Genomic DNA, 14,054 nt, shown 5'->3' on the forward strand with positions numbered 1-14,054 from the left:
TGAATTAATTTAGTGGTTCCTGGGCATCAGTTCGGGTGGACCATACATGGGCTCGTCGCAAATGGTTCCGGAGCCTGGCGGCCATTCGCAGTCTTCGTGGAAGAAGAGCTTCCAAAGGCGTTGTTGCATGCGGCCCTGTTCGCCATCCGGACGGGTAAAGGCGGTGGGCCAGCATTTGAGGTAGAGGTAATTCGGTGTATCCATCTTCTCGATGAAAAAGTCGGCCGTCAATGCTTCCTCCTTGGTGCATTTCGCATATTGCCAGAAGTGCGGGCCCAGCCACATCTCGGCTGTGGGGTAGAATATTGTCCTATGCTCGACGACTTTCGTATGTCCGGGATTGAGAGACTTGTCGAACAGGGTCTGGCCAGGACCAATTCCAGCGACATCAGGCTCATGCCGCACTCTATATCCCGGCGGGAACGGTCCCCATGCCCCGTTGTCGAAAGACGATGGATGTCTAAGGTCTTGCCACGTCCGGTATGGCCAAAAAACCTCCCATGCTCCAATTGTTTCATATTCTGACACCACGGTTTTAATAAAAGGTTTCCATTCCATCGGAGCCTTCGCATTGTTCCCGATTCTACAGTTAAGAGAATTATGCTGGAGCGTATAGGATACGCTGATGTCCGTATAGCCTGTATCCACACTGAAGCCCGTTAGTTTTCGAGCCGTGATGATGTTTGCGGCCTCTGATGCAGTCACCACCAGGTCTTGTTCGGATCTTTGCCCCTCCGCATGACCTGTGAGTTGGGATAAACTGAATTTACTCGGCAGGGCATTGTGGCTTTCTAAGTAGTCAGAAAGAAGTTGCCAACATCTCGGCACGTCGATGGGAGCTGACGGAAAGCTAATGGCAAAATAGTTTCGAAGTGGGCAGCTAATCATGGGTAGGAAAATTCAGTAATGATAGTTTGAAGAAATCTTTCCTGAATTAATTGTGGTTTGGTTTCGATATGGTCTGCGATAGCCTGTTTCAACGCTTCGCTGGTGGTGCCCGGTCGTTTTACTATATGCAACTGTAGCGTCGATCCTGCGGGGGTTGCGCCGATCAATCCGTCAATAGCCTTTTTCATTGCTGAGGCGGCTCCATCGGGGTTTTTGAGCGTTTTCATCTGGACGTAGCGATCAAGCGCGGTGCTGTAGTAGTCATACCCGGCCGCGGTTGGATGGTGCAGGAATCCGGCAGGTTTGTAAATCTTCTTAAATTGTTGCAGTTCAAGCAGCAGTCCTCGTGCGTAGAAATTGCTAGGAACAGGAATATTATCGGGATTCCATTCCTCGGGGGTATCCAGTTTCCAAGGATTGCCAGGATCCGGGTCGGATAGGATCTGCTTGAGTCGCGCTTTGGCATTTGGAGAAAGAGGCTCGAGTGAGCCGCCGACTTTCACCGACATATCGTCAGCATGCTTCATCAGGCTCGGATTGCCCTCCATCGATTTGAAGAAACCCTCGAAAAACTCGTCCACGGTTCCATCGGCTTTTTTCACCAGGATGAAATCGTCGGCAACCTTGAGAAAATTTCGTCCTATTTCGGCGGTGAACTCGTCGCCCAGGATGGTGATTAGTCGGGCAAACTGGCGTTCAATGATGCCCTCGCCTCCTTGTTTGACCAACTGCCTGATGTTGGTTTTTCCTACAAGATTGTCAACATACTCCCTCCAAACTAATTTTCCCGCGTTCGCGCCTTCTTGCATGATCTCCATGGCGCTCAAGGGTATCCCCACCCCTGTGGGACCTGTTGACGCAGCAGAGAAGCCGCGCTGGAATGCAGGAGCGAATTCGGCTGGAAGTTGGACGGCTTCCGCGAGCAGCCGCTTAAGAAGGTGGGCGCGTGAGGCCACCGCGGCCAGCGTGCGTTTCGCGAGACTGCCGGAGAGGGCTGCGCCACCCTTGGCCGCCACTTGTGCCAGCTTGGACGAACCGGCGGTCAGTGCGGTGATGGCCACTTGTTCGCTGAGATATCCGAAGATGTAGCCGAAATTGTAACTGACCTGCCGGGTGGCACTGTTGATATCGGCGAGCAGCGGATCTTTTGCCCATGGGGCATTCTGCCAGTGGGTTTTTTCAGCTCCCAGCATCATGCGGCCGCAGAAGTCATCGGCCCATCCTGTCAGTCCGTCAACGAGGCTTGCCCAGACGTTTTTGGTCACTGTCCACGCCTGTTGGGTTCCTCCCTTGATGCTGTCCCAGGTCCGCCACGCTCTTTTCTGAAAGCCTTCCCAGGTGCTGAGATCCTGCTGGATCTGCTGCAGTGGAGCGAAGACGAACTCCTGGCAGATCCGGTCGGCAAGCTGCTTGAGCTCGGTGGCCCGTTTGACGGGGTTGGTTCGCCATTCTTGAAGTTCCGTCTCGGCCTGCTGCCATGCCCAGTTCCCTCCAAACATCAAGCCTTGTTTGATGAGCATCACTGTCATCCAGTCGTCCTGCAGACCTGACTTCACCCCGTCGAACAGTCCGGTGGCGACCGCCGCCAATCCCTCCACCTGGTTGATCACGTTGAAAAATGGAATGAGGCAGGCCCGGGTGAGGTTGTCTATTTCGCCATCGAGCATGGAAGCCGCCTGTCCCCCCGCAGGCGGAGTGGCAAGAACGCCCGGCGGGTTCTCCGCACCGGGCCAGTTGAATGCCGAGCCTTTCACCCAGGCATCCACGTAGGCGATGGTGGAGGCGAAGTCCGGTGCCGCCGTCAGCAGGTGGTGAATCGTTCCTATCGGGGTGGTGGCGTTATTCAAATAAAGTTTGATCTGGACGTTTCCGACCGAGTTGAAGCAGGTGTAATAGTGAATCCGGCGGCTATTGGTGGAATCCCTGACGAACCAAACCTTCTGGCCCGCCGGTTGAAGCGGGGTATCCGCAGGATTCATGATGTCTTCCACCTTGTTGTGGATTCTTGTGGTGCCACCGCCCAAAAAGCCGCCGTATTTTCCGAGGTTTTCGTTCGGCCCGGCGAACTCCATCTCAAGGTTGTCCCAGCCGGCGGGAATTTCAAAGGAGCCAGCCAGAAACTTGTCCCTCGAAACCGCCTGGGAAGGTATGAGAGTGAGACCGACCGTGTCTTCCACAACAACGCCATCCTTCGACATTTCGCATTTGATGGACGTTTTTGCCAAAACCGGACTCACGCCCTGGACGAAAAATGACACGGGTGCGTCGGATGTGATACCGAGTTCGGCGAGGGTGTATGTTCGGCCTGGTTGTATATACGCGGATTGGGAAGTGGGCAGTCCGCCGTTTTGCTTTTTCCAGAGCCGGAGCAACCCGAGACCATTCTGGTATGAGGTCACTGCTCCGGAGGTCGAACTCGTGGTTCCGGCGGGATCGCTGCCCGTATATATGAACTTGATCTTGTCGGAGGAGGCGAAGCCGGAGGCTCTGACTTTTATTTCAGTCATTCCATTGATGCTGTCGGGTATTCCGTCGGAATCATTTTGAGAGTCCGGTTGCACGAGAATGATTTTCCCTGGCTTGTTTTTCAGATCGTTTTCGGTATTTTCCTCCGCGACGGTGGATTCGATGATCCCTGTATTGTCGGAGTCGATATCGAGATCACCCGCGATGACGGTCAAATTTTTTACGACAAAAAGAGTTAGCCCTCCTTTTTTGTATCTCGCCTTCAATGTAAGTGGGCCTGGATCGATCCCGTTGATGTTCCAGTCCTTGTTGTATCCGGAGCCGCCGGAGTGGAAGTAGGTGGCGGCCAGATTACTACTGGATCCCATCGGTATGGTGCCATTCACCGTCGAGAATCTGACAGAACCTGTTCCCGATTCTTTCGTGAGTGTGATGTTTGAGCCGTCGAACCATGAGTCGTCCATTCCGGGAAACTCCAACTCAGGAGAAGCGATTTCGGCCGGGCTTCCTCCTCCCACATCCTTCTGGTCAGCAACAATGATGATCCGTCTGCCGGGAGGCAGGTTTTCCTGATCGACGTCGGGTTGGAAATTCATCGTGCCCAGCTCGATGTGAAAGGTTCCTTCCACACGGAATTTGAGTTTCTGAGGATCGATGACGACTTCTTTTGAGACGGTTCCCCTGTTCCAACTAACGGTTTTCACAACTTCCTTCGGCCCGCCGCCTCTGGGCTTGAACACAACCTTCGCGGTCACCGGGACCTTGGCAGAGGATGTGCTTTTAAACCTGAATTTCACTTTGCCGTAAGTCACCCCCAATCCGTCTTTGCGGACTTTCCACTCGGCGGTCGGGTTGCCGTTCGTCCACTTGGACGGATAGGCCGGTGGGTAAGCGAAAGAATTATATATTACGTTCTCAAGAGTGTTTTCATCCATCATCATCTGCTCGAAATTCATGTAAGCAGGACCATCGAATTGATGATTGGACGAGTGGACGTACGGTGGGACTTCATACTCCCAAAATGTGTCGGGGAACCAATTGTTCGTCAAAAACCACCAGGAATACTGATTGTCGGATGGCGTATAGGGTGCTGGTCCGTGTGCCCCGGTTTCTGAGGGGTCGAAATGGCCGTTTTCCCACCAGTATGTCTTCAAAAACCCGGATTGTGTGGCTACTCCGGTGCGTGGGTCAACTGTCAACGAGTCTTCGGAATCCTGAGTGAAATCATTGATCGCATAGCCGTTGGCTATTCTGTGGCCCACCCTCCAGATAGGACTTTGCAGGCGATAGCGGTAGTAATTGGTGACAAAATATCTTCTTATGAATTTTAGATATCTCCGGTTGTCGTTTTCTGAACCCGGGTGCAAAGGTTTGAGCCCATGCTTGCGAAGCGTTTTCTTCGCCTTTTTGAACTGAATCACATAAGGACGGGATGTGCTGGCCGCCGCGTATGTCGAGGGTGGCGGCGCGCCGGGAGCCGGGATATACTCAGGCTGCGTGCCATCATTTGTGATCTCGGTGACCACTTCCTCGTCCGGAACTCCCTCATCGTCCTCGGTAAGAGTCTGTTGGAGATTCTCGAAACGTAGCGAGAATACCGCCTTGAGCTGGCCGATTGAGGCGATTGCCTTGTCTTTGTCGTCTTGTGAGCCCTGTGTCCAAGGGAAATAATGGTCCAGATTGGCCAGGTCCGCTGTTCCATTTTCCGTCATCTCGGAATAAAGCCATTCGGAATCCATGTCGTGGAGCGCGGTATAGAAGGGATGCGCGATGGCTTTCAACTGGCCGACGAGAAGGGGAGAGAGTTGCGCCTTGGAAAGGGGTGTTCCCGGAGTTGGGGGAGTCCACGAGGGGATGATCTTGCCTGGACCGACGAGTTCCGCTTCGACAATATCGGCAGTTCCTGAACTGACAGCGCGCAAGGCTTCCAAGGCGCGCTTGGCCATGAACTTGGCCTGTCCGATATTGGCAACCGCCAGAGGGTTTCCTTCGGGTGCTTCGTCATTGATCGCCGCATGCCCGTCCGTTCCGACTTCGGTCCACCATGCGGGAGGATCCGCGTGAGTCATCGGACAGAGGACATAAGATATGAAAATGATCAGAATCCTCAAGTGAGGCGAGGGGGGGAGTCGATCAAGCATGACGCGGATATTTCAGGTGGGGAAAGGTGTGAAAATGGGTGCTTACTCTCCAGTATAGATTCCCATGGAAATGTCTCCCTGAGCCTTGCCGAGAAGCACGCTGCCGTCTTTTTTCACCGTCATTGCCGTCGAGCGGGCTGTGGAGCTGCCGTTTCCAACCACCAGCAAGTCACCGGTAACCATAGGAGCGTTCCAAATGCCGAGCGCCACCGAATTGTCCTGTGTCACGCTCAGCCCGCTTCCCAAGGCCCTGCCATGGCCGCTCGCGACGGTGTTTGAAGCACCAAGGGCGACGCCATAATCGCCTGAGACCACATTGGTATAACCAATGGCGTAACCATGCACAGTGCCAATGAGGTTGTTGGCTCCAATGACGCCGACGTTCCTTGGTTCGGTTGAAGTCGCGCTTAAAACCTGGTTGTTTGATCCCGAAACAAGAGAGCTTGTCGCATCCACGGTATTCTCAGTACCGCTGACGATGGTTCCCAAACGCTCGCCTTGGCCTGACCCCTCACTGATCATATGGTCACGCCCGACGATCAGAGAGCCTTTGGCTTTGCCGGAACTGCCCGATCCGACAATCAGGAGCGCACCGGTGGGACTCGTCATTGAGGAGGTCCCCACCACCACGTCCTCGCTGTTTGGCGGGCTCCATGCGATTACCCCTACAAGTAGCGCGACGGAGGATAACATGACGAGAGATTTTCTGATTTTCATGAAGGTGATTCTGATAGATTTGGATTTGAAATCGCGGAGGTTCATTCCTCAAGGAAATACCGACAGGACGCGCGATGGGCGAGAATAAGGGCGGCTACGTTATCTTCGGGCTCGGGCGTGGCCTCCGCCGCCTGTAGAGCCGCTTCAACTTCATCCACCGTGGCATCGATGATCCAACCTGAATGATAGAGTTCCGCGATCTCGGCCTCGTCGGCGGGGTTGTCACTGACTTCCAGCATGGCAGGCCTGTGAAGGCGTGTCCGGATCTCCGAAGCCGCCTGTTCCAGCCTTGCCTGTACTTCAGAATCCGGACCAGATGTCGGGCCATCCCCTCCTCCGGTTTCGAGATCGGCTTGTGCTGCCGCGGTCCAGATGAGAATGGCACTGAGTGGAAAGCACGCGAGGACGGTACTGATATGAATTTTCATGGGAAAGGATGTCAGGGAAGGCGGGGGGAGAGGAACAATCGTAAATATCGATCCTGCGTGGATGAAGCTAGGCTGCTTTCACGGTGGGGTGAGTTACTGAACAAAAAGCCGATAAAGTTCAATCTGTTTTTTTGCAACATTTCCGTCCCAGTGAATTAGTTCCGATTTGGTTATGACTCATGCTGGATATTGGCTGACTACACTGCCGCTCTGGACATTCAGATGGGGAAGTGGAGCTATAATTTTCGGTAAAAACCACTCATGTCGTTTGTCCGGATGTTCACTGGTGGCATTCCAGGTTATGGTGCAATGCGTGGATATGGTTGCGGATCAGTTCGTCGCCGGGAATCCCGCGACCGATATCCCGCTCCATGGCGATGGTCAGGGAGGGGCTAGCGAGGGGGGCAATAGGGCATTAGCAGTTGATTTTATAGTGATATATGACGAGGTTCTGCCACTATGAGCATAAGTGTGATCAACCAACTCGTCCGGCAGTGCTTCAACGCTTATGAGAACAAGGACCGCGCCGCCATCGAGTCAGTGCTGGCACCGGATTTCACGTTTTCCAGTCCGGTGGATGACAACATCGGGCGGGAGGCTTATTTCGAGCGGTGTTGGCCGAATTCGGAGCACATCGGGAAATTCGAGCTGGAGCCGGTGCTGGTGGAGGGGGACAAGGCGGTGGTGCGGTATGTGGGGACGGCGGTGGATGGGTCGCGGTTCCGGAATGTGGAGGTGTTCACGATCGCCGGGGGGAAGGTGAGGCATGTGGAGGTGTTTTTCGGCGCGGACACGGCGGAATCCGTGGACGGGGAGGAGATCCGGTCGGTGGTGGCGGCTTGGGCGGAGGCGGTGGCGCGGAAGGATGTGGACGGGGTGCTGGCGCATTTCACCAAGGATCCGGTGAATTTTTTCATGGCCCCGCCGCTGGTGGCGGACGATCCGCTGGGGGAGAACCTGCGGGATTGGTTCGCGACGTTCGAGGGGCCGCTGGGGCACTCGGTTCAGCAACTCCGCGTGTCGGGCGGGGGATCGTGCGCCTGGGCGCATGGGTTGATCCATCTGACGGGGAGGAAGGTGGAGGGGGAGGAGACGGATCTCTGGTACCGGCTGACGCTGGGGCTGGTGAAGGAGGAGGCGGCGTGGAGGATCGCCCACGCGCATGAGTCGGTGCCGTTTTTGATGGATGGGTCGGAGCGGGCGGCGACGGGGTTGAAGCCGGGGGGAGGGGAGGGTTGATGGTTGAGAGTTGATTGTTGATAGTGAAGAGGGAGAGGCGGTGGGTTGAGGGTTGAGGGTTGAGGGTTGAGGGTTGAGGGTGAAGAGGGTGAAGAAGGAGAGGTGGTGGGTTGGCGCGAGTCATCGGGGCATGATCTTCCGATCTATTTGGAGCTACTGCAGGTACGACGGAACCTCCGCCCTCCCGGACCGCGTCTGCTTCCGCCGCCCCTACCGGGGCTTGGATGGTGAGGTATCGCATTCCGGTGGCTTGCGCCGACCGGCTAAAATCCGCCTGTCCCTCCGGGACGGAAGCTGGATGCGGGCACCTTTGATTACGTGCCATTTGTTGCCAGTTTCCAGTGGTGCCGGGGTGCCGGGGTGCCGCGGGGGATGGGTCGGCCGGAGTCCGACCCTCCGGGGGAGCGGTGCTATTTCATCTGGTGGACGAGGTCGTCGGAGGTGCCGAAGATGGTGTCGGGGCCGGCGCTGGCGATCTCGGGTTTGTCGGGGCTGCGGCGGCCGGGGATCTTGTAGTGGTAGGGGGTGCCCCAGGGATCGGGGTTGAGTTTTTCGAGGACCCGGGTCCAGTTGGCGGGGATGGGATCGGTGGTGGGTTTTTCGACGAGCGCGGCGAGGCCTTGCACGGTGCTCGGGTAGTGGCCGATCTTCTGCTTGTAGGTGGCGAGGGCGGCTTCGAGTTTTTGCATTTCCGGATCGGTGGTCTGTCCGGCGGGCGGTGGCGTGGTGAACCGGTGGAGGTTGGTGATGGCGGCGTAGCCGAGGACGGCGATGAGGGCGGTCGTGACGATCGCCCATTTGAAGCGGGAGCGGGTGGGGTGCATGGGGAAGAGGTGGAGGGTCGGGAGTTGAGAGTTGATGGAAAGAGGAAGAAATGCGGGGAGTATGACGCGGGGGCGTTTGGGGTATTCGATTTGGCGGGTGGTTGGTGGAGGAGATTGGCGGCCGGGGAGGGGAAGTTGCAAAGGGGCGCTAAGGAATGCGCGGGCGGAGGAAGAGGTGGCCGGATGACGCGGGATGGGAAGCGTTTTTTCCGGCGAAGGGCGGGAGTTTCCCGATGGCCTGGCGGATGGCCGGCGTCCTTCGGACGGGGTGGCGCCCGGGTGGGATGGTCGGGATTCCGGAGGCGCGCGGCTTGCGATTCGCGGTTTGACAGCGCGGTTCCGGGCAGGAAAAGAAAACACTCTTCGCAAGGCGTTGAAATTTCGTGGAAGTGAAATTTTTAACACCTTTCCGCTTGAAGGGGTGGGGGGTGGCATCGCACCGTTTTTGCACATGGCAGTTTCAAACAAGAAGAAATCACCAACACCCGTCGAGGTAATCGACTGGCTCAATGACGAAGGCGTGTTGGAATTGGATTGGGATTTTCCCGAGGAGGGCGACTTGTTCGCCGCAGGTCTGGACTCGATGGCGGTGATGCAGTTGGTCGTCGCGGTGGAGGACAAGTATGAGGTGGAGCTGGGGCCGGAGGATCTGACGAAGGCGAACCTGGCGACGCCGACGACGCTGGCTGCCTTGATCGGCAGGCGGATTTCATGAAGCCGGCGGGTGGGACCTTCGACGTCGCCGTGATCGGTGGCGGCAGCGCAGGTCTCGCCGCGGCGGTGACCGCCGCCCGTGAGGGGGCGCGGACGGTCTTGATCGAGCGCCATGGCTTCCTGGGAGGCATGGGCACCGCGTCTCTGGTGCATTCGTTCTGCGGGTTGTATCTGTTGAGGAAGGAGCCGGGCGCGGTCCTGGCGAATCCGGGTTTTCCGACGGAAATGGCGGAGCGGATGGCCGCCGCGACGGGGCTGGGTCCCGTGCGGATGGGGCGGGTGGATGTGCTGCCGCAGCACCCGGTGGAGTTCGTGAGGATCGCGGATGCGATGGTTTCCGCGGAGCCTCTGCTGGAAGTGCGGCTGCACACGGAAGTGGTGGCGGTGGCGCGGGGAAACGGCGGGGGAAACGACGCTCGCGAGGGGCATCAGCCGGAGCCCGGGCGTGAGTCTCAGAAGGAGCCGTGGCCGGAGCCGTGGCAGGAGCCGTGGGTGGTATCGCTGGCGGATCGCGGAGGAGTCCGTTCGTTGCGGGCACACGCCTTGGTGGACGCTTCGGGGGATGCGGTGGTGGCGGGTTTGCTGGGGGGCGGCGCGGAGATGGCGGAGTCGCCGAGATTGCAACGGCCCGCGTATGTTTTCGGAGTGAGGTGCGGTGGTGTGCCGGACGATGAAGTGCGCCTGGAAACGGCGGGACTCGTCGTCGAAGGCATCCGCAAGGGGGATCTGCCGCAGGGGGCGCTGGGGATTTCCTTCCGCGCGTCCGGCAGGCCGGGCGAGGTTTTCGGAACGCTGGATCTGGCGGGTGGCGAGGGGTATGATCCGCTGGACGCGGGGTGCCTGGGCGGGTTGGAAATGGAGGGGAGGGCCGTGGCATCGAGGGTGATGGCGTGGCTGGCGGGAAGGTCGGATTTTTGGAAACATTCCTACATCAGCCATTGGCCGGTGCGTGCGGGCGTGCGGGAGAGCCGCCGCTGGATCGGTGAGACGGTGCTGACGGGGGCGGATGTTTTGGCGGGGCGGCGGTTCGAGGATGAGATAGCCCTGGCAACGTGGCCGATGGAGTTCCGCGAAAACGCGCGCGGGCCGAAGCTGAAATTTCCGGAGGGGGATCGGCCGACCGGGATTCCGCTGGGCTGCCTGAAGCCGCGCGGCGTGGACGGGCTTTTTGTCGCGGGGCGGTGTATTTCCGCGGACCACGACGCGCAGGCGTCCGTCCGGGTGATGGGGACGTGCTTCGCCACGGGCGAGGCGGCGGGGAGGGCGGCGGTGGGTGCGTGCCGGGTGGATGGGGATCGATGATTGTGGATGGTGGATGGTGGATTGTGGATTGTGGATTGTGGATGGAGAAGATCTACCGCGGAGGCGCAAAGGTCGCGAAGGGGCGCGAAGGAAGAGAGGGGAGGATCGATGAGGATGAGTGTGAGCGATGATCGAGGAAAGGAAGAGGAGAAGTGGAGGCGAAGGGGGGATGAATCGAAACGCGGAGAACGCGGAGTGCGGGGAGGAAGACGCGGAGGGAGAAAGAGATGGGTCAGAACATAGGTAACACATTTGGTTCAGAACCATGGGTAACACTTTTTTGAAATGGCCTGCGGCGTCAGCCTTTGGCATCAGCCTGTGGCGTCGGCCTGTGGCATCAACGTATTTTGTGTAAGTGTGGCAGCCAGGTTGGGAGGATGGCTTGGCGGTTGAAATCTTGAGGTGGTAGCCGCGCCACGGTTCACTTTTCCGGCGGCGATGACCTTTCGCCAAATTTTCCGGTCCCTAGCCTCTAGCCTCTCAATCTTCGATCTGGAGGCTCGCGGTCCGGGCGGGAATGTGTAGGTTGCGGGTGTGGCGGATTTTTCGATGACATTTCTGGGGACGGGCACTTCGGTGGGGGTGCCGGTGATCGGTTGCGACTGCGCGGTGTGCTTGTCCGATGAGCCGCGGAACAAGCGGTCCCGGTCGTCGGTGGTGGTGAGGACGGGGGAGGTGACGGTGCTGGTGGATTCGGGGCCGGACCTGCGGCAGCAGGCGTTGCGGGAGAACCTGCGGGAGATCGACGCGGTGATCTACACGCACGGGCATGTGGATCATGTGGTGGGCTTTGACGAGTTGCGGGCGTTCTGCTGGCGGAGGACGGAGCCGCTGCCGCTGCATGCCACGGCGGGTTGCATGGAGGTCCTGCAGCGGATGTTCGGCTGGGCGTTTTTTCCGGAACAGCAGGTGGCCGGTTATGTGAGGCCGGACGCGCGGTGGATCACGGGCCCGTTTTCGTATGGGGATCTGCGGATCACTCCGCTGCCGGTGGAGCATGCCTCGGTGGAGACGGTGGGGTTCCTGTTCGGGGTGGAGGGAAAGAGGTCCCTCGCGTATCTCCCGGATGTGAAGCGGATCCCGGAGGCGACGCTGGAACTGCTGCGGGGGGTGGACGTGCTGGTGGTGGACGCGTTGCGGAGTGCGCCGCACCCCACCCATTTTTCCCTCGGCGACGCGCTGGCGACGGCGGCGGAAACGGGCGCGGCGGAGGTCTGGCTGACGCACCTGAGCCACGAGTATGACGCGCGTTCATGCGGGCTGGAGATTCCGGACAACGTGCGGCTGGCCTGGGACGGGCTGACGGTTTCCTTGTAAGACAGCGGAAAACCGGGGCGCGGGCCGCATGGCGCGGGAGGAGGGGCGCGCCCGTGTGTCGGGATCGTTTCTCGACAAAAGTTGACGGAACTGTTAGGTCCCCCGCGTGGTGAGCGCCGTTGGACGCCTCACCTTCCGTCCCGTCCCCGCCCCCTCCAACCTCCGCTTCCTGTGAAACTGCAAAGCTGCCTGGCATCCTGCTTTTTGCGGATGATCATTCTCTTGTTTCTGATCGCGATGGTGGCCATCACTTTCAGCCCGTTCATCGTGGAGCGGTTCGGAGGCATCAAGGTGTGGAGCATCCAGGCATACCGGTGGAAGACATTCATCGGCGAGTGCCTGCGGGGGGAGTGAAGGCGGGAAGCGGCCGCCACGGCGGAGGGCGATGCGCTCTTGCATGCGGCGGGCATCCGGGCATGCTGGTGGGGATGAGAATTTTTTCGCTGATGTGGCTGGTGCTCGCGGGTTTCCAAGCGGTCCTGCGGGCGGAAATTTCTCCGGCGCATGTGGCGGTTCTCTACAATTCGGCGGTGCCGGAGTCGCGCAAGGTGGCGGAGTTGTACCGTGATGCGAGGGGCATTCCGGCGGAAAACATGATCGCGATGGACATGCCCGCCACGCCGGATATTTCGCGGGAGGATTACGACCGGACGATCGCGAAACCGCTGCGCCGGCAGTTCGAGGCGCGGGGGTGGTGGAAGCGGGATTTCCAAGGAGACGGGGTGACGCTGCCGGTGATGAACAAGATCCGGGTGCTGGTGACGGTGCGCGGCGTGCCGCTGCGGATCCGCCAGGTGCCGAAGCCGAAACCGCGCGAGGGTGCCCCGCCGCCGCCCGCCCCGGCGAATCCGATAGAGGGACACGACGAGGCGTCCGTGGATTCGGAGCTGGCGATGTTCGGCGTGGATGGCGTGCCGACGGACGCGGTCCTGGCGAACAAATTCTACCAGAGCGAGAAGTCGATCTCGGAGATGAACCTGCCGTTCCTCGTGCTGACGGCGCGGATCGACGCGCCGACTTTCGCGACCTGCGAGCGGATGATCCGGGACGCGGTGGAGGTGGAGAAGACGGGCCTGTGGGGGATGGCCTATGTGGATGTGGCGCAGAAGCTGCCGCTGGGCGACGGGTGGTTCGAGTCCGTGGCGAAGTCGAACCGCGCGGCGGGCATTCCCACCGTGGTGGATCGCTTCAATGACACGCTGCCGAAGAATTATCCCATGACGGACGCGTCGGTCTACTATGGCTGGTATGACTGGAACGTGAGCGGCCCGTTCCTGAATCCGCAGTTCCGTTTCCGCAAGGGCGCGGTGGCGATGCACCTGCATTCGTTCAGCGCGGAGCAACTGACGAATCCGACGAAAAACTGGAGCGGCGCGCTTCTGGAAAAAGGTGCGGCGGTGACCGTGGGCAACGTGTTCGAGCCCTACCTGCACCTGACGCATGATTTCAGCATCCTGCAGAAGCGGCTGCTGGCGGGGTTCACCTGGGTGGAGGCCTGCTGGATGGCGATGCCCGCGACATCGTGGCAGGGAGTGGTGCTCGGCGATCCTCTCTACCGGCCGTTCAAGCACCTGGACGGCACCGGTGAAAGAGCGAACGAGGACATTCCCTACCGCGCGCTGCGGGCGGCGATGATCGAGTGGGGCAGGAAGCCGCTGGAACGGGCCAGGCAGGTGGAGCAGGCGGCGGACCGCATGCAAAGCGGCGTGATGGCGGAGGCCGCGGCGCTGGAGATGGTGGAGCAGAAGGACACGGCCGCGGCGGTGCTCATGTTCCGCAAGGCCAAGGGATTCTATGTGAATTCCGAGGACAAGCTGCGGCAGGATTTTCATGTCATTTCCATCGACAGGACGGCGAATCGGAAAGATATGGCGGTGCGCGGGCTGCGGGAGGCGCAGACGGCCTATGGCAGTCTGCCGGGCGGGGACGCGGTGAAGGCATGGCTGGATATTCTCGATCCGCCACCGCCGCCACCGGCTGATCCGACCAAGCCGCCGGGCATCCCGAAACCATGATGG

Annotated in this window: 11 protein-coding genes; 6 read left to right on the forward strand and 5 right to left on the reverse strand. The window is 59.2% G+C overall.

The genetic code is table 11. The features are described from left to right. Positions 1-9: 9 nt before the first annotated feature. From JIN84_RS00330 to JIN84_RS00345, 4 genes are read right to left on the reverse strand one after another with little or no spacing between them, the layout of a single operon-like run. Positions 10-888 (reverse strand): hypothetical protein, encoded by an 879-nt coding sequence (locus JIN84_RS00330; protein ID WP_200349019.1) that lies wholly within the window; start codon positions 886-888, stop codon positions 10-12. Beyond that, positions 885-5,495 (reverse strand): hypothetical protein, encoded by a 4,611-nt coding sequence (locus JIN84_RS00335; protein WP_200349020.1) that lies wholly within the window; start codon positions 5,493-5,495, stop codon positions 885-887. Before JIN84_RS00335 ends, JIN84_RS00330 begins: the two co-directional genes overlap by 4 nt. Before the next feature lie 42 nt (positions 5,496-5,537). Next, the gene (locus tag JIN84_RS00340) at positions 5,538-6,257 is read right to left on the reverse strand and encodes a hypothetical protein (protein ID WP_200349021.1); all 720 of its coding nucleotides are present in this window, start codon (positions 6,255-6,257) and stop codon (positions 5,538-5,540) included. Beyond that, on the reverse strand, positions 6,254-6,640 hold the full coding sequence (locus JIN84_RS00345; protein ID WP_200349022.1) for a hypothetical protein: 387 nt from the start codon (positions 6,638-6,640) through the stop codon (positions 6,254-6,256). Before JIN84_RS00345 ends, JIN84_RS00340 begins: the two co-directional genes overlap by 4 nt. Positions 6,641-7,099: 459 nt before the next feature. Between JIN84_RS00345 and JIN84_RS00350 the strand changes: the two genes are divergently transcribed. Further along, positions 7,100-7,879 carry a nuclear transport factor 2 family protein gene (locus JIN84_RS00350; RefSeq protein WP_200349023.1) on the forward strand — a complete coding sequence of 260 codons (780 nt, stop codon included), beginning with the start codon at positions 7,100-7,102 and terminating at the stop codon, positions 7,877-7,879. 410 nt (positions 7,880-8,289) lie between these two features. Here the strand turns inward: JIN84_RS00350 and JIN84_RS00355 are convergent, their stop codons facing one another. Further along, positions 8,290-8,703: a type II secretion system protein GspG gene (locus JIN84_RS00355; protein ID WP_200349024.1), complete on the reverse strand. Its 414-nt coding sequence runs from the start codon at positions 8,701-8,703 to the stop codon at positions 8,290-8,292. Between the two features lie 451 nt (positions 8,704-9,154). Between JIN84_RS00355 and JIN84_RS00360 the strand changes: the two genes are divergently transcribed. The 5 genes from JIN84_RS00360 (at position 9,155) to JIN84_RS00380 (ending at position 14,051) form a co-directional block, all read left to right on the forward strand. Then, the gene (locus JIN84_RS00360) at positions 9,155-9,418 is read left to right on the forward strand and encodes an acyl carrier protein (protein WP_200349025.1); all 264 of its coding nucleotides are present in this window, start codon (positions 9,155-9,157) and stop codon (positions 9,416-9,418) included. Then, the gene (locus JIN84_RS00365; RefSeq protein ID WP_200349026.1) at positions 9,415-10,719 is read left to right on the forward strand and encodes an FAD-dependent oxidoreductase; all 1,305 of its coding nucleotides are present in this window, start codon (positions 9,415-9,417) and stop codon (positions 10,717-10,719) included. The genes JIN84_RS00360 and JIN84_RS00365 overlap by 4 nt, the downstream gene beginning before the upstream one ends. Positions 10,720-11,268: 549 nt before the next feature. Then, positions 11,269-12,036 carry an MBL fold metallo-hydrolase gene (locus JIN84_RS00370; protein ID WP_200349027.1) on the forward strand — a complete coding sequence of 256 codons (768 nt, stop codon included), beginning with the start codon at positions 11,269-11,271 and terminating at the stop codon, positions 12,034-12,036. Positions 12,037-12,246: 210 nt separating this feature from the next. Beyond that, positions 12,247-12,390: a hypothetical protein gene (locus JIN84_RS00375; RefSeq protein ID WP_200349028.1), complete on the forward strand. Its 144-nt coding sequence runs from the start codon at positions 12,247-12,249 to the stop codon at positions 12,388-12,390. Between the two features lie 74 nt (positions 12,391-12,464). After that, positions 12,465-14,051, forward strand: coding sequence for a TIGR03790 family protein (locus JIN84_RS00380; protein ID WP_200349029.1), 1,587 nt, complete (start codon positions 12,465-12,467; stop codon positions 14,049-14,051). The last annotated feature ends 3 nt before the right edge of the window (positions 14,052-14,054 follow it).

Source organism: Luteolibacter yonseiensis (assembly GCF_016595465.1).
Lineage (GTDB): Bacteria > Verrucomicrobiota > Verrucomicrobiia > Verrucomicrobiales > Akkermansiaceae > Luteolibacter > Luteolibacter yonseiensis.